At 65.9% G+C, this 22,911-nt stretch carries 23 protein-coding genes; 11 read left to right on the top strand and 12 right to left on the bottom strand.

Going from position 1 to position 22,911, the window contains the following annotated elements; translation table 11 throughout:
* Nucleotides 1–142: 142 nt before the first annotated feature.
* Nucleotides 143–1,024 carry a DMT family transporter gene (locus FJ948_RS23645; protein WP_140509421.1) on the top strand — a complete coding sequence of 294 codons (882 nt, stop codon included), beginning with the start codon at nucleotides 143–145 and terminating at the stop codon, nucleotides 1,022–1,024.
* Nucleotides 1,025–1,069: 45 nt separating this feature from the next.
* Here the strand turns inward: FJ948_RS23645 and FJ948_RS23640 are convergent, their stop codons facing one another.
* Nucleotides 1,070–1,999: a LysR family transcriptional regulator gene (locus tag FJ948_RS23640; protein ID WP_140709088.1), complete on the bottom strand. Its 930-nt coding sequence runs from the start codon at nucleotides 1,997–1,999 to the stop codon at nucleotides 1,070–1,072.
* Between the two features lie 96 nt (nucleotides 2,000–2,095).
* Between FJ948_RS23640 and FJ948_RS23635 the strand changes: the two genes are divergently transcribed.
* A complete protein-coding gene (locus FJ948_RS23635; protein WP_140708690.1) occupies nucleotides 2,096–3,106 on the top strand; it encodes an NAD(P)-dependent alcohol dehydrogenase in 1,011 nt (336 codons plus the stop codon).
* A 189-nt stretch (nucleotides 3,107–3,295) separates the two neighbouring features.
* Here FJ948_RS23635 and FJ948_RS23625 read toward each other — a convergent pair whose 3' ends face one another.
* The 6 genes from FJ948_RS23625 to FJ948_RS23600 all read right to left on the bottom strand — a co-directional run bounded on the left by FJ948_RS23625 (nucleotide 3,296) and on the right by FJ948_RS23600 (nucleotide 11,026).
* Entirely contained in the window at nucleotides 3,296–5,608 is a 2,313-nt protein-coding gene (locus FJ948_RS23625; protein WP_140708688.1) for a xanthine dehydrogenase family protein molybdopterin-binding subunit, read from the bottom strand.
* Entirely contained in the window at nucleotides 5,605–6,588 is a 984-nt protein-coding gene (locus FJ948_RS23620) for a xanthine dehydrogenase family protein subunit M (RefSeq protein WP_140708686.1), read from the bottom strand. The genes FJ948_RS23625 and FJ948_RS23620 overlap by 4 nt, the downstream gene beginning before the upstream one ends.
* Nucleotides 6,585–7,058 carry a (2Fe-2S)-binding protein gene (locus FJ948_RS23615; RefSeq protein WP_181173803.1) on the bottom strand — a complete coding sequence of 158 codons (474 nt, stop codon included), beginning with the start codon at nucleotides 7,056–7,058 and terminating at the stop codon, nucleotides 6,585–6,587. The genes FJ948_RS23620 and FJ948_RS23615 overlap by 4 nt, the downstream gene beginning before the upstream one ends.
* 167 nt (nucleotides 7,059–7,225) lie before the next feature.
* Entirely contained in the window at nucleotides 7,226–9,484 is a 2,259-nt protein-coding gene (locus tag FJ948_RS23610) for a xanthine dehydrogenase family protein molybdopterin-binding subunit (RefSeq protein WP_140708682.1), read from the bottom strand.
* A complete protein-coding gene (locus FJ948_RS23605; RefSeq protein WP_140708680.1) occupies nucleotides 9,474–10,532 on the bottom strand; it encodes a xanthine dehydrogenase family protein subunit M in 1,059 nt (352 codons plus the stop codon). The genes FJ948_RS23610 and FJ948_RS23605 overlap by 11 nt, the downstream gene beginning before the upstream one ends.
* Complete coding sequence (locus FJ948_RS23600) at nucleotides 10,529–11,026, bottom strand: (2Fe-2S)-binding protein (RefSeq protein WP_140708678.1); 498 nt, start codon at nucleotides 11,024–11,026, stop codon at nucleotides 10,529–10,531. The genes FJ948_RS23605 and FJ948_RS23600 overlap by 4 nt, the downstream gene beginning before the upstream one ends.
* Before the next feature lie 252 nt (nucleotides 11,027–11,278).
* On the opposite strand from FJ948_RS23600, the gene FJ948_RS23595 reads away from it, so the two are divergent.
* From FJ948_RS23595 to FJ948_RS23575, 5 genes are all read left to right on the top strand, one after another.
* Nucleotides 11,279–11,902, top strand: a complete 624-nt coding sequence (locus FJ948_RS23595) for a TetR/AcrR family transcriptional regulator (RefSeq protein ID WP_140708676.1) — start codon at nucleotides 11,279–11,281, stop codon at nucleotides 11,900–11,902.
* A 148-nt stretch (nucleotides 11,903–12,050) separates the two neighbouring features.
* Nucleotides 12,051–12,782: a DeoR/GlpR family DNA-binding transcription regulator gene (locus FJ948_RS23590; protein ID WP_140708674.1), complete on the top strand. Its 732-nt coding sequence runs from the start codon at nucleotides 12,051–12,053 to the stop codon at nucleotides 12,780–12,782.
* A 129-nt stretch (nucleotides 12,783–12,911) separates the two neighbouring features.
* Complete coding sequence (locus FJ948_RS23585; RefSeq protein ID WP_140708672.1) at nucleotides 12,912–14,483, top strand: sugar ABC transporter ATP-binding protein; 1,572 nt, start codon at nucleotides 12,912–12,914, stop codon at nucleotides 14,481–14,483.
* Entirely contained in the window at nucleotides 14,480–15,484 is a 1,005-nt protein-coding gene (locus FJ948_RS23580; protein ID WP_140708670.1) for an ABC transporter permease, read from the top strand. The genes FJ948_RS23585 and FJ948_RS23580 overlap by 4 nt, the downstream gene beginning before the upstream one ends.
* 79 nt (nucleotides 15,485–15,563) lie before the next feature.
* Nucleotides 15,564–16,715: a substrate-binding domain-containing protein gene (locus tag FJ948_RS23575; protein ID WP_140708668.1), complete on the top strand. Its 1,152-nt coding sequence runs from the start codon at nucleotides 15,564–15,566 to the stop codon at nucleotides 16,713–16,715.
* Between the two features lie 207 nt (nucleotides 16,716–16,922).
* On the opposite strand, the gene FJ948_RS23570 is transcribed toward FJ948_RS23575, so the two are convergent.
* Nucleotides 16,923–17,195 (bottom strand): hypothetical protein, encoded by a 273-nt coding sequence (locus FJ948_RS23570; RefSeq protein WP_140708666.1) that lies wholly within the window; start codon nucleotides 17,193–17,195, stop codon nucleotides 16,923–16,925.
* A gap of 83 nt (nucleotides 17,196–17,278) precedes the next feature.
* On the bottom strand, nucleotides 17,279–18,025 hold the full coding sequence (locus FJ948_RS23565) for a DUF899 domain-containing protein (protein ID WP_140708664.1): 747 nt from the start codon (nucleotides 18,023–18,025) through the stop codon (nucleotides 17,279–17,281).
* A 292-nt stretch (nucleotides 18,026–18,317) separates the two neighbouring features.
* On the opposite strand from FJ948_RS23565, the gene FJ948_RS23560 reads away from it, so the two are divergent.
* Both FJ948_RS23560 and FJ948_RS23555 read left to right on the top strand, forming a co-directional pair.
* Nucleotides 18,318–19,538, top strand: a complete 1,221-nt coding sequence (locus FJ948_RS23560) for a helix-turn-helix domain-containing protein (protein ID WP_140708662.1) — start codon at nucleotides 18,318–18,320, stop codon at nucleotides 19,536–19,538.
* Between the two features lie 31 nt (nucleotides 19,539–19,569).
* On the top strand, nucleotides 19,570–20,202 hold the full coding sequence (locus tag FJ948_RS23555) for a PQQ-binding-like beta-propeller repeat protein (protein WP_140708660.1): 633 nt from the start codon (nucleotides 19,570–19,572) through the stop codon (nucleotides 20,200–20,202).
* A gap of 104 nt (nucleotides 20,203–20,306) precedes the next feature.
* Here the strand turns inward: FJ948_RS23555 and FJ948_RS23550 are convergent, their stop codons facing one another.
* Entirely contained in the window at nucleotides 20,307–20,552 is a 246-nt protein-coding gene (locus FJ948_RS23550; protein ID WP_224542739.1) for a GNAT family N-acetyltransferase, read from the bottom strand.
* An 88-nt stretch (nucleotides 20,553–20,640) separates the two neighbouring features.
* On the opposite strand from FJ948_RS23550, the gene FJ948_RS23545 reads away from it, so the two are divergent.
* The gene (locus FJ948_RS23545) at nucleotides 20,641–21,051 is read left to right on the top strand and encodes a gamma-glutamylcyclotransferase family protein (protein WP_140708656.1); all 411 of its coding nucleotides are present in this window, start codon (nucleotides 20,641–20,643) and stop codon (nucleotides 21,049–21,051) included.
* A 132-nt stretch (nucleotides 21,052–21,183) separates the two neighbouring features.
* A complete protein-coding gene (locus FJ948_RS23540) occupies nucleotides 21,184–22,014 on the top strand; it encodes an aldo/keto reductase (protein WP_181173802.1) in 831 nt (276 codons plus the stop codon).
* 82 nt (nucleotides 22,015–22,096) lie between these two features.
* Here FJ948_RS23540 and FJ948_RS23535 read toward each other — a convergent pair whose 3' ends face one another.
* Together FJ948_RS23535 and FJ948_RS23530 are read right to left on the bottom strand one after the other, a co-directional pair.
* Nucleotides 22,097–22,471, bottom strand: a complete 375-nt coding sequence (locus FJ948_RS23535) for an endonuclease domain-containing protein (RefSeq protein ID WP_140708652.1) — start codon at nucleotides 22,469–22,471, stop codon at nucleotides 22,097–22,099.
* A 104-nt stretch (nucleotides 22,472–22,575) separates the two neighbouring features.
* Nucleotides 22,576–22,884: a hypothetical protein gene (locus FJ948_RS23530; protein WP_140708650.1), complete on the bottom strand. Its 309-nt coding sequence runs from the start codon at nucleotides 22,882–22,884 to the stop codon at nucleotides 22,576–22,578.
* Nucleotides 22,885–22,911 lie beyond the last annotated feature (27 nt).

Here is a 22,911-nt window from a genome sequence, read left to right as displayed (position 1 = left end):
TTCGACGGCAATGCTCGCCGGTCATGCCATTTAGCCGTGCCCTCATCGAGGCATCCGCACTGCATCACGACAGTTAGGCCGGTTCACCCTATTGCGTTGGTGCCGGCAGGTTTCCGCCTGCCGGCATGGAGGATGGACCAAAGTGACATCGATGCCGGTTGCCAGCCGCGAAGCAGCACCCTTGCCGGTCGCGGCGCTGATGGGCGCCATGGTGTCGATCCAGATCGGCGCCACCTTCGCCAAGACGCTGTTCCCGGTGATCGGCGCGCAAGGCACAACGACGCTGAGGCTGGTCATCGGCGCGCTGATGCTGATCGCCGTGCTCAGGCCCTGGCAGATGCGACCGTCGCGCGCCACTCTGCCGTGGCTCGTCGCCTATGGGGTGACGCTGTGCGCGCTCAACCTTCTGTTCTACGCCGCCCTTGCCAGGATCCCGCTTGGCGTCGCCGTGGCGCTGGAGTTTTCCGGGCCGCTGCTGGTGGCGACGCTGACCTCGCGGCGCGCCAGCGACTTTGCCTGGATCGCGCTTGCCGTCGCCGGCATCGTGCTGTTGTCGCCCTTCATCCACTCGCTAAAGCCGCTCGATCCGATCGGGGTGATGCTGGCGCTGGCGGCCGGCGGTTTCTGGGCGCTCTATATCGTGCTGGCGCAGAAGGCGGGCGCGGAACTCGGCACCCGCACCACCGCCTATGGCATGGCCATCGCCGCCGTGCTGGTGCTACCCTTCGGCATTGCCGAGGCAGGGAGCGGCCTGCTCGCGCCATCGATCCTGGTCAGCGCGCTGCTCGTCGGCCTGTTCTCCAGCGCGCTGCCATTCTTCCTGGAAATGGTGGCGCTGACCCGCATGCCTGCCCGCATCTACGGCACGCTGACCTGCCTGGAGCCGGGCCTCGGCGCGCTCGCCGGGTTCCTGTTCCTGCGCGAAAGCCTGACCATGCCGCAACTGGCCGGCATCGCGGCGGTCATTGTCGCCGCTGCCGGCACCGCGCTAACATCGAAGCCGCCGGTGCCGTCGCCGGAGTAGGGGCGGCGACCGGGCGTCACGCCTGGGATAGACGCTCCAGCATACTCACCCCCTCCACGGCGGCTCCGGCGCGAAGCGCTTGCCGATCCAGTCGGCGAAGGCGCGGGTCTTGGCGGCCTTTCCCTTGGCCGAGGGCGTGACGACATAGACCGCGCCTTCGTCCGCCAGCGTCCATTCCTCCAGCACGGGCACCAGCCGTCCGTCGGCGAGCTCGCGGCCGACCAGCCAGTCGGTGCTCATCATCAGGCCGGCGCCTTGCACGGCGGCCTGGACCAGCACCTCGGCATCGTCGCTGACCAGCGGCCCCGAAACCTCGACGCGCGCGCGCCGGCCCTTGCGGTCGGTCATCTCCCAGGCCGGAAAGGTCTGGAAGCCCGAGAAGCCCAGGCAAGAATGGTCGAGCAGCGCTTGCGGTGTTTCCGGGCTGCCCCTGCGGGCGAGATAGGAGGGAGCCGCGCAGAGCAGCCGGCGCCGCGTCGCCATCTTGCGCGCCACCAGGCGCGAATCCTCCAGGCTGCCCAGCCGCACGGCGACGTCGAAATTCTCGGCGACCAGGTCGGTGAAGCGGTTGGAGAATTCGGCCTCGATGCGGACATCGGGAAATTCGGCAAGGAATTGAGGCAGTAGCGGCCCGATCCACATGCGCCCGAACGTGCCGGGCAGCGCCAGCCTGAGCACGCCGCGCGGGCGCCCGCCCGCATGCGCGGACGCGACGGCCTCGGCCTCGTCGACGGAAGCGAGAATGGCGCGCACGCGCACCAGGAACTCGGCCCCCGCTTCGGTCAGCGACACGCTGCGCGTCGTGCGCGAGAGCAACCTTACCCCCAGCCGCGCCTCCAGCGATTGCAGGCGCCGCGACAGGATGGTCGCGTCACGCCCGACACGGGCCGCCGCCCTGGTGAAGGACCGCGCCTCGGCGATGGCGGCGAAGGCAGCCATTTCGGCAAGGGTCGCGGGCTCGTGAGATTGCTGCATCATTCACAGTTCTCAATTGCAGAAAACAAGGATTATCCAGAGATAGCGCAGCAAATAGGTTCACTCAATCCATCAATCGTCCACCGGAGTGAAACCATGAAAGCCATCGAACTCAGCCAGCCCAAGCTGGGCGCCTTCCGCGCCGCCACTGTCGCGGACCCCGAACCGCAGCGCGGCGAGGTGCTGATCCGCCAGCGTGCGGCGAGCCTCAATTTCGTCGATGTGGCGGTGGCGAGCGGCAATTATCCCGGACCGAGTTTCCCGCTCATTCCCGTCGCCGACGGCGCCGGCGAGATCGTCGCGCTGGGCGAGGGCGTGACGAGGTTCGCCATCGGCGATCGCGTCGTCGCCCATGCCAAGCCGCGCTGGATCGGCGGCCCGCCGCGGCCTTACGAGATGACGCAGATGCGCGGCGTCTCGCTGCCGGGATCATTGGCCGAATATGTCGTGTTGCCGGCCAATTCGCTGGTGCCGGTGCCGGCGCACCTCTCCTTCGAGGCGGCCTCGACGCTGCCGATCGCCGGCACCACCGCCTGGAACGCCATCCGCGCCGCCAATGTCGGTCCGGGCTCGGTCGTCGTCCTGCTTGGCACTGGCGGCGTCTCGATTTTTACCCTGCAACTCGCGAAAGCCGCCGGCGCCACCGTCATCATCACCTCGTCGTCGGACGAAAAGCTGGAACGGGCGAAGACCCTGGGCGCCGATCATCTCATCAACTACCGCGCGACATCAGACTGGGACGGCAAGGTGCTGGAGCTGACCGACGGCCTCGGCGCCGACCTCGTGGTCGAGACCGGCGGCAGCGCCACCTTCGCCCGCGCCGTCAACGCCACCGCGCCCGGCGGCACGCTGTTCACCATAGGCTTCGTCACCGGCGCCGAGGCCACGATCAACCTGCTGCCGATCATCATCAAGGCGCTGAAGGTGGTCGGCAACAACACCGGATCTGTGTCCGATCTCATCGACGCCGCCCGGGCCATCGGCGCGGCGGGGATCGAGCCGGTCGTCGACAAGGTGTTTTCACCTGGTGAGGCGACCGAAGCCTACGCCCACATGGCCGCCGGCGGCCTGCATTTCGGCAAGCTGGTTTTCGCATTGGAATGGTGAGGTTTGCGCTTGGCCGCCCCCCTCTGGCCTGCCGGCCATCTCCCCCTCAAGGAGGGAGATCATTCGCTTCATCGTCTTCGCCAATGATCAAGGCTGTCGAGCTGGCGGAGCGCCAAAGCTGCCAATCTCCCCCCTTGAGGGGGAGATGCCCGGCAGGGCAGAGGGGGGCGCCTCGCACCACGCCTCTGTCTAAATCAGCTTCTCCAGGGTGATCGGCAGATCCCTGATCCGCTTTCCCGTCGCGTGGAAGACCGCATTGGCGATGGCCGGCGCGATGCCGACGATCGCCAGTTCGCCGACGCCCTTGCCGCCGAGCACCGAGGAGTGCGGGTCGGGGATGCCGACCGAGATCGTCTCGATGTCGGGGATGTCGGCATTGGTCGGCACGAGATAGTCGGCGAGGTTGTTGTTGACGATGCGGCCGTGGCGGCGGTCGACGATGCCTTCTTCGAGCAGCGCCTGGCCGATGCCCATGATGATGCCGCCCTTCCATTGGCTTTCGGCCAGCTTTGGATTGTAGAGCCGGCCCGAATCCAGCGCCGACACCACGCGCGACACGCGCACCGTGCCGAAATCCTCGTCGACGCGCACCTCGACGAAATGCGCGCACCAGGAGTGACGGGAATAGTCGCCCTCGGTGTGCGGCAGCGCCATGGCGATGGTGGTGTAGTTCTTGTAACGGTCCTCGGCGCTCGAATTGGCCGGCATGGTGTCTCCGGTCGCCTCGATATGCACGCGGCCGACGCTTTTGAGCAGTTCGGCGATCGAGACATCGGGGCCATCGCCGCGTGGCGCGGTGATGCGGCCCTTGGCGACGACCAGCGTGTTGGCCTGCAGCGCATGGAAGGGCGAGCGCGGATCGCTGATTGCCAGACCGATCAGTTGGTCGAGCGCCGAGGTCGCCGCCTTGTAGACCGCGCCGGTCATCACGCCGGCCAGCCGCGAGCCGCCGGAGACACCGGCGCGGGGGAACCGGGAATCGCCCAGTTTCACCACGACGTCGTCGCCGCTCACGCCGACCGTCTCGGCGGCGGTCTGCGCCAGGATGGTGTAGGTGCCCTGGCCCATGTCGATGGAGGAGCTTTCGACCTCGACCGAGCCGTCGGCCAGGATGCGCACGATGGCCTCGCCATAGGCGCGCCGCACCGGATAGGTGCCGGCGGCGACGCCCCAGCCGATCAGATGGTTGCCGTCGCGCATCGAGCGTGGCTCAGGCGTGCGCCTGGCCCAGCCGAAGCGTTCCGCGCCCGCCGCGAAAGCCTCGCGCAACTGCCTGGTCGACCAAGCTTTTTTCGCATGCGGATCCTGCTCGGCATAGTTCCTCAGCCGGATTTCCAGCGGATCGATGCCGACCTCGTAGGCGAGCTCGTCGATGGCGCTCTCGATGCCGAAGGCCGAGGGGTTTTCGCCCGGCGCGCGCATGGCGCCCGGCACCACCGAATTCACCCGCACGACATTCTGTTTCGATGAGAAATTCGGCGTCGCGTACATGATCGAGGTGACCGAGCCCAGCGGCTCGACCCACATGCCCTCGATCGAGGTTTCGTTGACGCCGCGATGCACGATCGACTGGATTTTACCGTCATGGTCGGCGCCGATCGTCACTGTCTGGCGGGTCGCGGCGCGGCCGCCATAGCCGGTGAAGGTCTGCGCCCGCGTCATCACCAGCCGCACCGGCCGGCCGAGCATTTTGGCGGCACTCGCGGCAATCGCGCCATGGCCGAGCGCCAGCGCCTTGGAACCGAAGCCGCCACCGACATAGGGCGAGACCAGCCGCACATTCTCGAAGGGTACGCCGAACCATTCGGCATAGGTGCGGGCCATGCCGTCCAGCCACTGGCTCGGTTCCCACACCGTGAGGTGGTCGCCCTCCCAGTGGGCGATCAGGCCATGCGGCTCCATCGGCGCCTGGTATTCGCGCGGCGTGTTGTAGGCGGCGCAGATACGCACGGGGGCGGAGGCGAAGGCGGCCGCCGCGTCGCCCCATTCCTTGGTCATGGCATCGATCGGGATGCCGTCGCCGGCCTTGCCGTCGCTGAGGTCGACGATGGCAGGCGTCTCGCCATAGCTGACCTTGACCATCGCCGCGGCGGCCACGGCCTGCTCGAAGGTCTCGGCGACGACGGCCGCGACATGCTGGCCCGAGAAGGTAATGTCGCGCGCCAGCGGGCAATAGGGCTTGTCGGGCGGCGGCGTGCCGAACCAGTCCGCCGCGGTTCTCAGGCTGATGATGGTGTCTGGCGTCAGCACCTCGAGCACGCCCGGTGCCGCCTCGGCCGCCTTGCTGTCGATGGCGCGCACCTTGCCGGATGCGATGGTGCTTTCGACCAGCACGGCATAGGCGAGCCCTTCGAGCTGCTGCTCGACCGCGTATCTGGCCGCACCCGTGATCTTGGCCGGGCCGTCGACGCGCGACAGCCGGCCGCCGACGGCCTCCACCAGTGCGCCGTCGGCGGCGTCGCCCCGTTTTGTTTCACCAACTCTGATGTTGTGAACGGTCATGCCGCTTCTCCCAATTTGAGGATGGCGCGTGCGACGACGCGCGGCGCGAGTTCGATCTTGTAGTGGTTGGCGCCATGGTCGACGGCGCCTTCGACGGCGAGCAGGCTGGCCGCGCGGACAGTTTCCGGCTCCAATACCTTGCCCTTCAAGGCTTCTTCCACGGCCCTTGCTCGCCAGGGCTTGGTGGCAACGCCACCGAGCGCCACGCGCAGATCGCGGATGGTGCGTCCGTCGGATTCCAGTTCGAGTCCGACAGCGGCACTGGCCGCGGCGAATTCATAGGACTGCCGGTCGCGGACTTTCAGGTAGGTCGAGCGCCGCGCGGCCGCGGAGGCGGGGATTTCGATGGCGGTGATCATTTCGCCCGGTTCGATCGCGTGTTCCTTGTCGGGCGTCGTGCCCGGCAGCAGGAAAAAGTCGTCGACCGGGATGCGCCGATCGCCGAGATGGACGACCGCATCGAAAGCGACAAGTGCTGCGGCGAGGTCGCCGGGATACAGGGCGATGCAGGCCTCGCTGGTGCCGAGCACGGCATGGCCCCTGGTGACGCCGCCTATCGCCGAACAACCGCTTCCGGGTTCGCGCTTGTTGCAGGCGGCGAAGTTCGAGGGATCGCGGAAATAGGGGCAGCGCGTGCGCTGCATCAGATTGCCGCCGATGGTCGCCATGTTGCGGATCTGCGCCGAGGCCGCCTGCCACAGCGCCTCGGATATGGCGGGGAAGCGGCTCTTGATGTCAGCGTGGTCGGCGACATGGCCCATCCTGGCCAGTGCCCCGATTATGGCGCCGCGCTCGTCGATCTCGATCCGGTCGAGCCCCTCGAGATGGGTTATGTCGACCAGCGTGTCGGGCTCGGCGACGCCGCATTTGGCAAGGTCGATCAGCGTCGTGCCGCCGGCGAGCAGCATGGCGCCGGGGAGTGCCGCCGCCTGGCGGGCGGCGTCGGCCGAGGTGGCGCGAAGATAGGAAAAATCCCTCATGACGCGACCTCCAGCGCCGCCTGGCGCACGGCGGCGACGATGTGGGGGTAGGCGCCGCAACGGCAGAGATTGCCGGCCATGTATTCGCGGATCTCATCATCCGAGCCGGCATGGCCCTCGCGGATGCAGGCAACCGCCGACATGATCTGGCCCGGCGTGCAATAGCCGCACTGGAAGGCGTCCTGTTTGAGGAAGGCAGCCTGCACGGGATGCAGTTCGCCCTCCCGTGCAAGCCCCTCTATGGTTGTGATCGTGCGGCCCTCGGCTTGCGCTGCCAGCGTCAGGCAGGCCAGCACGCGCTCGCCGTCGACATGGACGGTGCAGGCGCCGCACTGGCCGTGGTCGCAGCCCTTCTTGGTGCCGGTCAGGCCGAGGCGATCGCGCAAGGCGTCGAGCAGCGTGACACGCGGTTCGAGTTGGAGGTCGTGATGGTGGCCGTTGATATCGAGATGAACGGGAATTTTGGTCATTTTCGTCATGGGCGTCTGGCTCCAGTTGCTTGACGCGAAGTCGGTTGATCACGTTGCGCGGCCGGGCTGCCGGCTGGTTAAAACTGCCCGGCCTTTGCTGTCGCTTCAGGCGGTCGTCGTCCGGGAAGCCGGGCAATTGGCTTCCCGTCCGCCACGCGGACCACTCCTCACCCCAGCAGGTCCTCGATGCGGATCGGAAAGCGGCGAGGCCTCACGCCGGTCGCATGCCAGACGGCATTGGCAACCGCGCCGGCCGTGCCGGTGACGCCGATTTCGCCGACGCCCTTGATGCCGAGCGCGTTGACGTAAGGGTCGTCCTCATGGACCAGGATCGCCTCGACCGACGGCACGTCGGCATTCACCGGGACATGGTATTCGGCGAGGTTGGCATTCTGGATGCGGCCAGAGCGCCGGTCGGTGATGGCTTCCTCGTGCAGCGCGAAGGAGACGCCCCAGATCATGCCGCCATAATACTGGCTGCGCACCAGCCTGGGATTGATGACCCGCCCGGCGGCGAACGCGCCGACCAGCCTTGTGACGCGGATCTGCCCGAAATCGGGATCGACCTTCACTTCGGCGAATACCGCGCCATGCGCGTGCTTGGCATAGGCTTCCTGGAACGCCGGATCCGGGGCGCCCGTGCCGTGGCCTTCGATCTCGATGAGGCCTGCGCGGGTCAGGATCTCCCCATAGCTTTCGCTCCGGTTCTCGTCGTCGCGGCGATACAGCCGGCCGCCGCGCGCCACAACGCCCTCATTGCCGGCGCCGAACAAGGGCGAGGCCTCGTTGCCGGTGGCGAGATCGGCGAGCCTGGCGATGACGGCGGCACCCGCATTGTGGATCGCCATGCCGGCCGTCGCCGTGTGGCCGGAGCCGCCAGCAATGCCTGCATTGGGCAGGTCGGAGCTGCCGGCCCTGAAATCGACCTGGTCGATGTCGAGCCCCAGCCCGTCGGCGGCGATCTGGGCGAAAGCGGTCCAGGCGCCTTGCCCCATGTCCTGGGCGCCGGTCTCCATCAAGCCGCTGCCGTCGGCCCGCAGCACCGCGCGTGCCTCGGCCTGGAACATGAGTGCGGGGAACGTCGCCGTGCCCAAGCCCCAGCCGGTGAGGAAACCGTCGGCGTCGCGCATCAGTCGCGGCTGAAGCGGGCGGCTCGCCCAGCCGAATGCCTTCGCGGCTTGGCTATAGCATTCGCGCAACGCCTTGGAGGAAAACGGCTTGCCGGTCATCGGCTCGACTTCGGCATAGTTCTTCAGGCGGAATTCCAGCGGGTCCATGCCGCAGGCATGCGCCGCCTCATCGATGGCGCTCTCAAGCGCGATCGAGCCGGTGGCTTCGCCGGGCGCCCGCATGAACAGCGGCGTACCGGTGTCGAGCCGCACGGCCTCGTGCGATGTGGCGATGGCCGGGCTGGCATAGAGCGTGTGCGAAGCGTCCGCCGCCGGTTCGAAGAAATCGTCGAACGTGCTTGACGCGGTCTTGGCGCGGTGGTCGATCGCCGTCAGCCGCCCTTCGCCATCCATGCCCATGCGCAATGTCTGGCGAGTCGGGGCGCGATGGCCGACCGGGCCGAACATCTGCTCGCGCCGGAGCACCAGTTTGACCGGGCGGCCGACAAGCCTGGCCGCCAGAATGCCCAGCACTTGCGGCCCCGAAATCATGCCCTTGGAGCCGAAGCCGCCGCCCAGGAAAGGGCTGCGAATATGGACGTTTTGCGGCGGGATGCCAAACAGACCGGCGATGCGGCCCTGCGCCATGGCAAGGCCCTGGCTCGGCGTGTCGATCGACAGCCTGTCGCCATCCCAGGCGGCGACGATTGCATGCGGCTCCATGGCGTTGTGGTACTGGGCCGGCGTCTCGTAGGAGGCCTCGATCCGCGTCTTCGCCGATTTGAGGCCGGCCTCGACATCGCCCTTCTCCTGCACCGCCGGGTTGCCGACGCCGACACCACGGGGCACGAAGCTTTTGGCGCCGTCGAGACCGACGCGCGCCGGCAATGCTTCATAGCGCGGTGACAGCAGTGCCGCCCCTTCGGTCGCCGCCTCCAGCGTTTCTGCGATCACCACGGCGATGCTCTGGTTGGGGTAGCGGACCTGGTCGTTCTGCAGCAGGTCGAGCCGGAACATGAACGGATGGTCCTTGGCATCCGGGTCGGTGGCGAGCGCCGGCCGGTTCCTGGGCGTCATCACCTCGACCACGCCCGAATGCGCCTTGGCCGCCTCGACATCCAGCGAGGCAACGCGGCCGCGCGCGATGCTCGCGACAGCGAGCACGGCGTAGAGCGTGCCCGGCGGATGGTTGTCGGCCGCGTAGCGCGCGGCACCGGTGACCTTGAGAAAGCCATCGCGGCGGGTCAGCGGCTGGCCAATGCTGGAGCCTTGCCTGAGATGGCCGGGTTGCTGGTTGAAGCTGAGTTCAAGCGTCATGGCGCGCTCCGGGAATAGAGGAAAAGGGGGAGGCAGGCAGGGCCGGCAGCCGCTCGGGCGTTCCCGCCTGCGCTGACATCAGCGCCCTGACCACGATGCGGCGGGCAAGCTCGATCTTGAAGGCATTGTCGCCGGAAGGGCTGGCATCGGCCAATGCGGCATTGGCCGCGCTGGCAAAGGTCGCTTCATTGGCGTCGGCGCCAAGCAGCACGGCTTCCGCCGCGCGCGCGCGCCACGGCTTGGCCGCGACGCCACCGAGCGCCAGCCTTGCGGCGCGGATCTTGCCGTCGTCGACGACGAGTGCCGCCGCGGCCGAGACAACGGCGAAAGCATAGGAGGTGCGCTCACGGACTTTCAGGTAGCGGGCATTGGCGGCGAAGGAGGCAGCCTCCGCCGGCAGGCGCACGGCGACGATCAGGTCGCCGGGCTCCAGCGCATTCTCCCGCTGCGGCGCTGCGCCGGGAAGTCGGTGGAATTCCTCCAGCGTGACATGACGCCGGCCCCTTGTGCCTTCGATCTCGACAACGGCGTCAAGCGCCACCAGCGGCACGCAGAAGTCCGATGGATGGGTGGCGATGCAGGCATCGCTCCAGCCAAGCACGGCGTGCAGGCGGTTTTCGCCACCAAGTGCCGCGCAGCCCGCGCCTGATACACGCTTGTTGCAGGCGCTGGCGGTGTCGTAGAAATAGCTGCAGCGCGTGCGTTGCAGGAGATTGCCGCCGACAGTGGCGGCGTTGCGAAGCTGCGCGGAGGCGCCTGACAGCAGCGCTTCCGCCACCGCCGAATAATCCTTGGCGAACGCCGCGTCATGGGCAAGGTCGGCATTGCGGACCAGCGCGCCGATGCGCAGGCCGCCATCGTCCAGCCTTTCGGTGCGGTTGAGTTCCGGCAGCCGCGAGATGTCAACGATGCGCTCTGGGCTGGTGACACCGCCCTTCATCAAGTCAAGCAAATTGGTGCCGCCGGCCAGGTAGGCCGAACCCGGCTCGGCCGCCGCCGCGATGGCATCGGGGATGGAGGTGGGCCTGATATAATCGAAGTCTCTCATGCCGCTGTCCTCCGGTTGGCCTTGGCAAGTTGCTCCTGGGCTTCCAGGACCGCCTCGACGATGCCGCCATAGGCCGCGCAGCGGCATATGTTGCCGCTCAGCCCCTCGCGGATGCGTTCGGGATCGTTGCCGGCCTGGCCCTCGGCGATCAGGCCGAGCGTACTCATGATCTGGCCGGGCGTGCAGAAACCGCACTGGAAGCCGTCATGGCTGATGAAGGCGGCCTGCACCGGATGCAGTTCTTCGCCGTGAGCGACGCCTTCGATGGTCAGCACCTCGGCGCCGTCATGGCTGAGCGCCAGCGCCAGGCAGGAGTTTATACGTTTGCCGTCGACCAGCACCGTGCAGGCGCCGCACTGGCCGCGGTCGCAGCCCTTCTTGGTGCCGGTGAGGTCAAGCCGCTCGCGCAGCAGGTCGAGCAAGGTGACGCGGGGGTCGACCTCAAGTTCGTGTCGGTGTCCGTTGACGGTGAGCGAGATGGGAAGACTGGTCATGGGCGTCTGGCTCCAGTTGCTTGACGCTGAGGGGAATGAATTGGGGTAGAGGCGGGGAAGGGCAAGGTCAGGCGACAGCCAATCTCCACCGGGGTGGGAAAGTGGCGGCTTGCGGCTTCGAGAGACGTGACATACCGGTTCCCCTGATTATATGATAAGGCTTCTCCACTAAAAGCGGAGGTGCCTCCGTTTATTTACGTGGGGGCTGGCCAGGCATGGTTCAAGCCCCCATATCCCAGGTGGAGAGAAAAATTGGCTTTTGAGCCGCCCGCATCTGTCGAACCAAAGCCCGAGACGGCGCAAAAACCGCTGCGCGCCGATGCGCGGCGCAACCGCGACCGATTGGTCGAGGTGGCGGCTTCAATCTTCGCCGAGCGCGGCATCGATGCTTCGCTCGAGGAGATCGCGCGCCAGGCCGGCGTCGGCATCGGCACGCTCTACCGGCATTTCCCGACGCGCGAGCATCTGGTCGAAGTGGTTTACCGCCGCGAGGTGGAGGCGCTGTGCGCGGCAGCGGGCGAGCTCGCGGGAAAACATGCCTCCGATGTCGCGCTGGAAGAATGGATGCGCCGCTTCGTCGACTATATCGCCACCAAGCGAGGACTCTCGACCAGCCTGCGCATCCTGCTCACCACCAATTCCACGCTGTTTTCCGACACGTCGGGCAGGGTTTCGCAGGCGCTGCGGCAACTGGTCGAGGCCGCGGTGGCCGACGGCACGATCCGCGGCGACGTCGATGCCTCCGACGTGCTGCACGCGCTCGGCGGCATCTACTCCGCACCCGACACGCCCGAGTGGCGCGACCGCTCGCGCCGGCTGGTCAAGCTGTTGATGGACGGGCTGCGGTTCGGGGCGGGAAAATCCACCAGCGCCTGATGGTCGGCACCATCGGTTCCAGGCAGGCAACAGCCTTGTAAACAGGCATGTTCGTGGCTCACGGCGGGCGGTCCGCACGCGTCGCTTGCATCCGAGCGGGAGCAGTTGTTAAATTCCTCACATTTCAGGTGACCGACAGGCCTCACGCATGACTGCTCGCAAAGCGCAAAGGACAGCCCGGCTGATCCATCTCTTGTCGGAACGGCGGGTTATCCATCTCAGCGAAGCGGCCACGCTGCTCGGCGTCTCCGAAATGACGGTGCGGCGCGACATCGCCACCAACCAGGGCCAGATCGCCTATCTCGGCGGACACATATTGGCCGCGGCCGAGATCGACGCCGATATCCCTTACGAACTGGCGACCGCGGCCGACAGCCATGCGGCGGCGAAGCGCGAAGCCTGCCTGCACGCGGTGCGCAAGATACGGCCCGACGAGACGATCTTCGTCGACTGCGGCACGACGCTGATCCATCTGATCGACCTCATTCCCGACGATTACCGAATAACGGCAATATGTTACGCCATGAATGTCGCGGAGCGCCTGACCCGCAAGGCCAATGTGACGATCATCATGCTGGGCGGCGTCTACCATCCGGCCTCGGCGTCTTTCTCGGGCACGCATGATTTCGACATCCTGAAGAGCGTCGGCATCAACGCCGCCTTCCTCTCGGCCGCCGGCGTCGATGCCAAGCGCGGCGCCACTTGCGAGCATTTCCACGAGGCGGTGGTGAAGCAGAAGGTGATGAGCCTGGCGCGGGAAAACTACCTGGTCATCGATTCGAGCAAGATCGGCAAGCTCAAGCGCGCCTTCTTCTCCGGCATGGATGGTTTCGATGCGGTGATCACCGAACATGGCGAGGCCGGGTCGGGCTCGTTTTGATTTCACCAAGCTTCGTTTGACATTTCGCATCGCTGATGGAAAAGTCACAAAAAAAGTAAGGGAAGTCTCAAAAGAGACTCGCGGACAGTCTGGGTAGGGGACGCGTCAAAGGGAGGAAGCGCGGGCATCATGGTCGAACAGGGTTCGATTGCGCCGATGTCCGGGACACCCTTGCTGCGCGTCGAGGGCGTCAGGAAGCGGTTTGGCGGCGTCAATGCGCTGCGCGGCGTCAGTCTCGAAATCCGTTCCGGTGAAGTGCATGCCCTGCTCGGTGAAAACGGGGCCGGCAAATCGACGCTGATCAAGATCCTGAGCGGCGTGCATGTGCATGATGGCGGCTCGATCGACATCGACGGCCGGCCTGTCTCCTTCGCTTCGCCGGCCCAGTCGCGCGATGCCGGCGTGGCGGTCGTCTACCAGGATCTGAGCTTGGTCGAATCGCTCTCGGTCGCCGACAATCTGCTGCTTGGGCGGGAACCGAAGACACGGCTTGGCTTCCTCAGGAAGCGCCAGCTGGTGGCGCAGGCCGAAGCTTTCCTGAAATCGCAGAACATTCCGCTCGATGCCCGCGCCATGGTCGGTTCGCTGCCCTTCGCCTACCGCCAGATGACCGAGATCGCCAAGGCGTTGATGGGCGATGTCCGCCTGCTCATCCTCGACGAGCCGACCTCGGCACTGACCGATGACGAGGAGAAGATCCTGTTCGAGGCGATCCGGGCGGTCGCCGCGCGGGGCGTAGGCGTCATCTACGTCACGCATCGCCTCAACGAGGTGTTCCGGATTTCGAACCGGGTGACGGTGTTCCGCGACGGGCAGAACGCCGGGACATTCGTCACGGCGCAGACCAATATGCGCCAACTGGTCGGCGCGATCGTCGGGCCGGATCACGCGGTTCTGAAGGCTGATGGCGCGGCATCGGGACAAAGCGTGCCGTCCTCGCCTGGTCCTCTCGCAAATCCCGTGCTCGAATTGACCGATGTCGGCAATGACCGGCTCGATCGCGTCAACCTCGAATTGCGCGGCGGCGAGATCCATGGCCTCGCCGGGCTGATCGGCAGCGGGCGTACGGAAATCCTGCAGACCATCTTCGGGCTGCGGCCCGTCCAGTCGGGCGGGGCCAGCCTCGACGGCGTGCCGCTCAGGGGAAGTAATCCGGCGGCGGCGATACGACAGGGCATCGCGCTGGTGCCGGAGGACCGGCACGTGCAGGGGCTGGTGCTCGAGCATTCGATCGAGCGCAATCTGGTGCTGCCAAGGCTGCGAGAGTTTTCCCGCTTCGGCTGGCTGCGGCGTGGTGCCTCGAGCGAGCGGGCCGATACCGCCATGCGGCGGCTGGCGGTCAAGGCGCCGAGCGCCGCGACCACCGTAAAGAACCTGTCCGGCGGCAACCAGCAAAAGGTGGTCTTCGGCAAATGGAATGAGCCAAGGCCGCGCGTGCTCCTGCTCGACGAGCCGACCGTCGGTGTCGATGTCGGCGCGCGCGAGGAGATTTACGGCGTCATCCGTGGCGCGGCGGCGGCCGGAAGCGGTGTGCTTCTGGTGTCGTCGGACCTGTCGGAACTGCTGCAACTGTGCGACCGCATCTCGATCGTCGTCGACGGCCGCATCATCAAGACGGTGTCCAGGCAAGCGTTCGGCAGCGCCGAGGACCTTCATCATCTCATTCAGATTTCGCAGCCATCGGAAGAGCACGCGGCATGACGGACACCGAAGGTCGGGCAAAGGCATCAACGGCGGCGGCAATGGCCGTCAATCAGCCCGGCGGTCGCCTGGCGCTGTTGAACCTGCTGCAGGGCGAGCGCCCCTACATGCTCTATATCGCCTTCGCCATCATGCTGATCGTCTTCAGCCTGGCGTCGCCCTGGTTTCTGTCGGTGGATAATTTTCTCAACATCGGCCGCCAGACCACGCTGGTCTCGATCATTGCCGTCGGCATGACGTTCGTCATCATCTCCAGGCAGATCGACCTGTCGGTCGCCTCGACGCTGGCGCTTTCGGGCATGAGCGCGTCGCTGGCCATGGCCTTCGTCGCCAACAACTGGGTGGTCGGCGCGGCTGCCGGACTGGGCACCGGGGCGCTGATCGGGCTGATCAACGGCGTGCTCACCACCCGGCTGGAAATCCCGTCCTTCCTGGTGACGCTGGGCACGCTGAGCGGTGCGCGCGGCCTGGCGCTGATGGTCACCAACACCAAGCCGGTCATCATCACCAACGAGTATTACTTCAATATCTTCGGCGAGGGCTCGGTGCTCGGCATTCCGGCGCCCATACTGTGGACGCTTGGCGTCACCGTCGCCGGCATTTTGCTGCTGCACTACAGCGTCTACGGGCGGCGGGTCTATGCGGCCGGCGGCAATCCGACGGCTGCACTTTATTCCGGCGTCGATATCAAGCGGGTCACCACGCTGGCCTTCGTCCTGACCGGGACGCTGGCGGGCCTCGCATCGCTTATCCTGTCAGCGCGTTCGCATGCGGCGCGGCCCGACGTGGTGCAAGGCATGGAACTCGATGTCATCGCCTCGGTGATCCTCGGTGGCTGCAGCCTGTTCGGCGGTCGCGGCTTCGTGCTCGGCACGCTGCTTGGCAGTCTCATCATCGGCACGCTCAACAACGGGCTGGTGCTGCTTGGCGTCAGCTCGTCGCTGCAACTCGTCATCAAGGGAGCAATCATCGTCGCCGCGGTCGCGTTCACGAGGAGGTAAGGCGCGCATCCACGGATCACAGCAGAAAATCGCCGGCTCCAAACGGCAAGCCAGACATCAACAATCAACGGAGGAAGTCATGAAGCATTCGGCAAGAATCCTATTCGGCACATTGAGCCTCGCCGTCAGCGCGTTCGCCCTGTCGACGTCCATCAGCCTGGCGCAGACGCCCGACACCTGCGTTACCGGCGTCGACATGGCCACGCTCGGCCCCAAGGGCATTGTCGGCCAGGGTCCGCATGGCGAAAAGGCGGCCTCGCCAGACGAGCTGAAACTGACCGACGACGAGGCCGCGAAGGTCAAGGCCGGCAAGTTCAAGGTCGGCATTTCGATGCAGACGGTGAACCTCGACTGGTCGCAGCTCCAGGTGCAAGGCATCAGCGAAACGCTTGCCAAATATGGCGTCACCGTCACCGGCGTGGCGTCGGCCGAATACCAGGTCGACAAGCAGATCGCCGATATCGAGAACACCATCCAGCAGCATCCGGACGGCATCATTTCCATCCCCGTCGATTTCACCGCGACGGCGCCGACCTACAAGAAGGTGGGCGAGGCCGGCATCAAGCTGGTGTTCATGGACAGCATTCCGGTCGGCCTCTCGTCTCCCAAGGATTTTGCCACGATGGTTTCGGCCGACAGCCAGGGCAATGGCCAGATCGCCGCAACGATCCTCGCCTCCTGCATGCCCAAGGGCGGCACGATCGGCCTGGTGAATTTCGGCGTCGACTATTTCAGCACCAATGAGCGCACCAAGGGCGTCTCGGAGTGGATGAAGAAAAACCGCCCCGATATCATCATGAAGCAGGTCGATTTCACCGATCCGTCGAAGGTCTCGCAGATCGCAGGCGATTTCCTGACCGGCAATCCGGATGTGAAGGGCCTGTACGCGGTATGGGACCAGCCGGCGCTCGACACGCTGTCGTCGATGCGCGCGCAAGGCATCGACATTCCGATCACCACCGTCGATCTCGGCCTGCAATCGGCAATCGAAATCGCCAAGGGCGGCCCGCTCAAGGCAACCGGCTCGCAGCGTCCCTATGACCAGGGCGTCGCAGAGGCTCTTGCCATGATGAAGGCGCTTATCGGTCAACCGACGCCCGCCTGGGTCGGTGTCCAGTCCTTGCCGGTGGTGCAGTCCAATGTGCTGGAATCGTTCAAGACGGTGTTCCACAAGGACCCGCCGGCCGAGCTGGTCGATGCCTGCAACAGCGCCAAGCCGAAGTGCAATTGAGCAGGGCTAAGCGTGATGGGCGCGGGAGATGTTCCGCGCCCATCTCCGGCATTCAGGTCGGCGAGACATGCCGTTCTCGCGGATCTGGCGCGACATCGAGATCGAGATGCGCGCCGGGCTTGGCGAGAGCGGCCTGCAGAAGCCGTTGCTGCCGGTAACGACATCGCGATGTAAGACCGGCACGGTAGGCATGCCGGCCGCGTTCCCTCAGGTCCGGCTCGCCTTTATAGCGCGGCCGGAAATCACCCGCAGCCACGGCGCCAGATGGAAGGCGCTCATCAGCAGGTACATGGCAGGCATTCCCGTGATTGGCGAAGGCGCGCCCATGCATTGCATGGCCGCATCGCCGCCGAGACCGTGGGAAAGCAGAGCCATCAGGGCGAAAGTCGGGGCGGCCGCGAGGCACAGCCAGTCGGCAATGCCTGGGGTGGCGATGTTTTCGGGGGACGCGCCGCCGATGCCGGAATGGATATCGCTCATGATCTTCTTCCCTTGATGGTTGCGAGGCCGGTTCCTCGCCCGCGCCGGAGACGGGGCGAGGAACCCAGACAGGCTTGCGCCAGCTACTTCTCGCCCTTGTCGCGGAAGGCGGCCTCGCCGGCGGCGGATACTTCAGCCCATTTCTTGTCGGCCCCGGCATCGTAATTGTCGTGCCAGTTCCACCAGCTGTAGAGCGGCGTCTGCGGATAGCCCTCGGGCGAGTCTTCCCAGATCTCCTGGCGGCCGAGCGGCGTGATGTCGAGATAACTCCAGACCGTGCCCAAAGCCTCGTCGCCGCGGTTGTTGGTGAAATAGGTGCGGAAGATGCGGTTCCCGTCACGGAAGAACACGTTGTGGCCGTGCCATTCGTCGACGCCGAAGTCTTTGTCGAAGCTGTCGGTGATGGTGTACCAGGGCATCTCCCAGCCCATCCGCTGCTTCAGCCGCGCAATGTCGGCCTGCGGCGCGCGCGAGGCGTAGGCGAGCGTGGTGTCGCGGGTGTTGAGATGGGCGAGGTGACCGACCTGGTCGGCGCCGAGCGAGCAGCCGCGGCAGGCGTGATCTGGCCAGCCATAGACGCCGGGCTCGAAGAAGGCGCGGTAGACGATCAGCTGGCGGCGGCCCTCGAACAGGTCGAGCAGGCTGACCTTGCCGTCGGGGCCATCGAACACATAGGCCTTGTCCACTTCCGTCCATGGCATGCGCCGGCGTTCGGCCGACAGCGCATCCCTGGCGCGCATCGTCGCCTTCTCCTTCACCAGCATCTCTTTGTGAGCGGCTTCCCAGTCTTGCCGTGAAACGATCGGCGGGGTGTTCATGGTCGTGGTCATTGGTCTTCTCCTTTGCCAGTCGTGGCGTCGTTGCGGTGTGTCGTTGCCTGGGGAAGGCGGGGCGTTGCGGGCGCGGGGGGATCAAGAAGATCCGGGCCGGCGCAACAGGGGTGGCGTCCGGCGTGCTTGGCCGTATCATTCGCCGCGGCGAGGTCGAGTTCGGTGGAGGCGGGCATTTTCTGGTTCTCCCTTGCATGCCGTCATGGCCGGCACGACTTGCTGGTTGACGGTACTGACCTAAGGTAGGGCGGCGGCGCGCCGGGGTGGGAGTTACAAGTGTGACGGGATTTGAATGGACTCGCTGATCAACGCGGCGGCGCTGGCGCTGGCTTCGGGCGATGCGCTCGGCGCGCTCGACCGCGTCGCCCTGCGCGAGGATGCGCCGGCCTTGGCGTTGCGCGGCATCGCCATGGCGCAGCTCGGCGACTTCGATCGTGCCAAGCTCCTGTTGCGGCGCGCGGCGCGCGCTTTCAGCCCGAAAGAGGCCGTCGCGCGCGCCCGCTGCGTCGTCGCCGAGGCCGAGATCGCGCTGGTCTCGCGTGATCTTGGCTGGCCGGCCAAGGCGCTCGACGCGGCCCGCACGGCACTGGAAAAGCATGGCGACCGGTTGAACGCGGCGCATGCCGGCCACCTCAAGGTCCGGCGCCTGCTCTTGATTGGCCGCCTCGACGAGGCCGAGCATGTGCTGGCCGGGCTCGACCCGGCGCCGCTTCCGCCGGCGGCCAGGGCCGCGCACGAGCTCGCCGTCGCTGGCATTGCCATGCGGCAGCTCAGGACCCGGCCGGCGCGCGCGGCACTGGAATGGGCGCGCCATGCCGCCCGCATAGCCGGCATTCCAGGCCTCGTCGCGGAGGTCGAGAGCGCAAGCCAGGCGCTGGAGACGCCGGCGGCGCGGCTGATCGTGCAAGGGACGGAGCGGCCGCTGCTGCTCGAAGAGGTCGAGGCATTGCAGGGAGCGCCCGGTCTGGTCGTCGATGCCTTCCGCTACGCCGTGCGCGCTGACAGGACCACCGTTTCGCTGGCGAGCCGGCCTGTGCTGTTCGCCCTGGCGCGGACGCTCGCCGAAGCCTGGCCAGGCGACGTGTCGCGGGGGGAACTCGTGGCGCGGGCCTTCGGCGGCAAGCATGCCGATGAATCCCATCGCGCGCGCCTGCGCGTCGAGATCGGGCGGTTGCGCGCCGAGCTTCGCGCGCTGGCCGGCATCAGCGCAACCAAGCAGGGCTTCAGGCTGGCGCCGCGCCATGCACGGGCGGTGCTGGTGCTGGCGCGGCCGATCGAGGAGCGGCACGCGGCCGTGCTGGCCTTGCTGGCCGACGGCGAGGCCTGGTCGAGCTCGGCGCTGGCGCTGGCGCTCGGAACCGGCCAACGCAGCGTGCAGCGGGCGCTCGAGCCGCTTGCCGGGGCCGGCAAGGTACAGTCCTTCGGCCATGGCCGGGCGCGCCGCTGGATGACGCCGCCGGTGGCTGGATTCACGACCACCTTGTTACTCCCCGCGCCGCTGCCGAACGATTAGGAAGGGAGCAGCAACGATTGAGGATCGAGACATGAAACATGCAGCTGCTGAAATCCTGAGGGAATACGGACCCTTTCCTGGCGCCAAGGCGGTGGCCGGAGTGAGCTTTGACGGCAAGAATGTCTGGTTCGCCTCGGGCGACAGGCTGAACGCCTTCGATCCGGAGAGCGGACAGGCGTTGCATTCGATCGACGTCGCGGCGCATGCCGGTACCGCCTATGACGGCCGGCATTTCTTCCAACTCGCCAATGATCGCATCCAGAAGATCGATCCCGATACGGGCGAGGTCATCTCCACCATTCCGGCACCCGGCAATGGCGGCGATTCCGGGCTGACCTGGGCCGAAGGCACGCTCTGGGTGGGGCAGCACCGGGAGCGCAAGATCCACCAGATCGATCCCGAGACCGGAAAAATCCTGCGCACCATCGAATCCAACCGTTTCGTCACCGGGGTGACCTGGGTCGACGGCGAATTGTGGCACGCCACCTGGGAAGGCGACGAGAGCGATCTGCGCCGCGTCGACCCACAAACGGGCAAGGTTCTGGAGAAGCTCGACATGCCGGCCGGCATGGGAATCTCCGGGCTGGAATCCGATGGCGGCGACCGTCTCTTCTGCGGCAGCGGAAACGCCGGCGTGGTGCGGGCGGTGCGCCGGCCTCGCTAGCGCAATTCCAGCAAGTGTAGGCGCTTCGCTTGCAGAATTGCGGTGAAACAAATGGCCGCCAGGATCGCGCCGAGCGCCACGGCCCGCATCTTGGGACCGAGCGCTCACTCGAGATGCTTGCGCAGGAAAATGCGGGCGTGTCCGCCAATGCCGAATTCGACCCGGCCGAATTCCTCGTAATCATGTCTGGCATAAAACCTGGGTGCCTGGAAACTGCTCGTCTCCACCACGGCCCGGCTGCAGCCACGGCGTCGTGCTTCCACCTCGACCAGGGCGAGAAGCCGCGTGCCATAGGATTTCCCACGCAAATGCCCGGGCACGAAGAACATATCGAGGAAGAGCAGGCCCAACTCGGTCCGCCCCCACAGGCCGCTGCTCCCCGCACGGCGATAAGCCCCTCACTCCATGAACTTTGACGTGGCACGAGCGTTCCCGTACATGGACGAAAACCTGTTTGTCTTCGGTACACTGAAAAGGGGATTTCCGCTGCACGCCCGGGGGCTGTCCGGTGCGCGCTTTCTCGGTGCATACAAGACGCGCCAGCGCCTGCCGATGCTTGTCGCCGGCCCGCGTTTCGCTCCGATGATGTTCAACGAGCCCGGCACCGGGTATCAGGTGCTCGGCGAACTTTACAGCGTGGACGCAAAGCGGCTGGCGAAACTCGACCGACTGGAGTCCATTGGAAAGCCTGGAAATCTGCGCGAATGCGTCAGCGTGGAACCGATTGAAGGCGGACAACCGCTTCTTGCCTTGGCGTATTTCAAGGCCCGTCACTTGGCCGAGCCGGTCCATACCGGATATCTGGATCGCTATGTCGACCGCCGCTTCATCCCGTTCGAGACCGAGTAGCCTTCCCGGCGAACTCGCCATTTGTCGCAGCCGCCTGGCCGATCGTTCGAGCCAGGCCTAGATATGCACCGCACGTTCGCCCACCTGACACTCTTTTGCCAATTTGCCGAGGACCCAACCATGCCAGAAACCATGCCCGAACAGATCACCTTGAACGACGGCGCCGCCATTCCCCAGCTTGGCCTTGGCGTGTGGCAGGTCGATCACGACATCACCGCGCAAGTGGTGGGCTGGGCGATCGAGGCCGGCTACCGGCTGATCGATACCGCCGAGGGTTATCAGAACGAGGAGGGCGTCGGCGAGGCGATCCGCGCCGCCGGCGTGCCGGCGGAAGAGCTGTTCATCACCTCCAAGCTGCGCAACGGCGCCCACCAGCGCGATGCGGCGCTGCGCGCCTTCGACGGCACGATGAAGAAGCTCGGCGTCGAGCAGCTCGACCTGTTCCTGATCCACTGGCCGGTGCCCAGCCAGGACAAATATGTCGAGGCCTGGAAGACGCTCGTCGAGCTGAAGCAGGCCGGCCGCATCAAGTCGATCGGCGTCTCGAATTTCAATCCCGATCATCTGGAACGCATCATCGGCGAGACGGGCGTGGTGCCAAGCGTCAACCAGGTGGAACTGCACCCCCGTTTCCAGCAGCGCGCGCTCAGGGAATTCCATGCCAAGCACGACATTCATACGGAAAGCTGGAGCCCGCTGGGCAGCGGCAAGCTGCTCGGCGACCCGACCATCGCGGGCATCGCCAGGAAGCATGGTAAGTCAGCCGCGCAGACCATGATCCGCTGGCATCTCCAGCAAGGGCTGATCGTCATCCCGAAGTCGATCCGCCAGGACCGTATCGCGGCCAATTTCGACGTCTTCGATTTCGAACTGGACGCGCAGGACCTGGAGACCATCCGAGGCATGGATTCGGCTGACGGCCGAGGCGGCCCAAACCCGGCCACGGCGGCGTTCCTGTTCTGAAGGAGCTGGCGTCGAAGCTGCCAATCTCCCCCCATGTGGGGGAGATGCCCGGCAGGGCAGAGGGGGGCGCTGTCCCGCCGGCCTATAAGTCGACACCGCTCAAACCTGCCGCGATGACAATATGTTGGCAGACGTTGTCGATGTCGTGAATCACATCGTCATTCCAGAACCGCAACAGGGTCCAGCCGTCCTGTTCCAAGTACATCGTCCTGACAGTGTCATCCACTGCAACACTTTTATCGCCATGCTGCGATCCGTCGACTTCGACGACAAGCCTCTTCTGCGGGCATGCGAAGTCGACGATATAAGCGGCAATTGGAAACTGTCTGCGAAATCCCAGCCCCATTAACCGATGTGCACGAAGTTCATTCCAGAGCTTCAGCTCGGCATCCGTCATAGCCTTCCGCATCGATTTGGCGTTCGCGCGGTTTCGCGGAGGCAATGGCGTATGAGGCATAGCAGTTTCGACTACGATTGATGCCGGCGCTCTACGGCGCCCCCCTCTGTCCTGCCGGACATCTCCCCCACGAGGGGGGAGATTGGCAGCTTCGCCCCCCGGCGCTAAATTCCGGAGCCGTCCAATTGTTGCGCGTCGTCGCCTTCCCAGGGCGCCGGCATCGAGGCGCCCCGGCCGAGATTGGCCGAGGGCATCGGCATCCAGCATTTCAGCTCGGGCTCGGCATATTCGACGACGCGGCCAGGCGAGGAATCGGAAGCGCGCCAGCCTTCCTCACCGAATTGATCGGTGCGCGACCAGTAGGCAAGGTCGACTTCCGCCGGCCCCTGTTCGGATGGGCGGACCGTAACGAGGATCCGGCTGCCGTCTTTCGGCGCGCTGGACATGTGGCGCCAGCGGTCGGGTTCATCCATCGTTCTTTCTCCTGCCTTGCTGCGGGA

It is taken from the genome of Mesorhizobium sp. B2-3-12, from assembly GCF_006442205.1.
Taxonomy (GTDB): Bacteria; Pseudomonadota; Alphaproteobacteria; order Rhizobiales; family Rhizobiaceae; genus Mesorhizobium.
The sequence above is the reverse complement of the archived record's forward strand: the minus strand, read 5'-3'. Positions and strand labels throughout refer to the sequence as shown.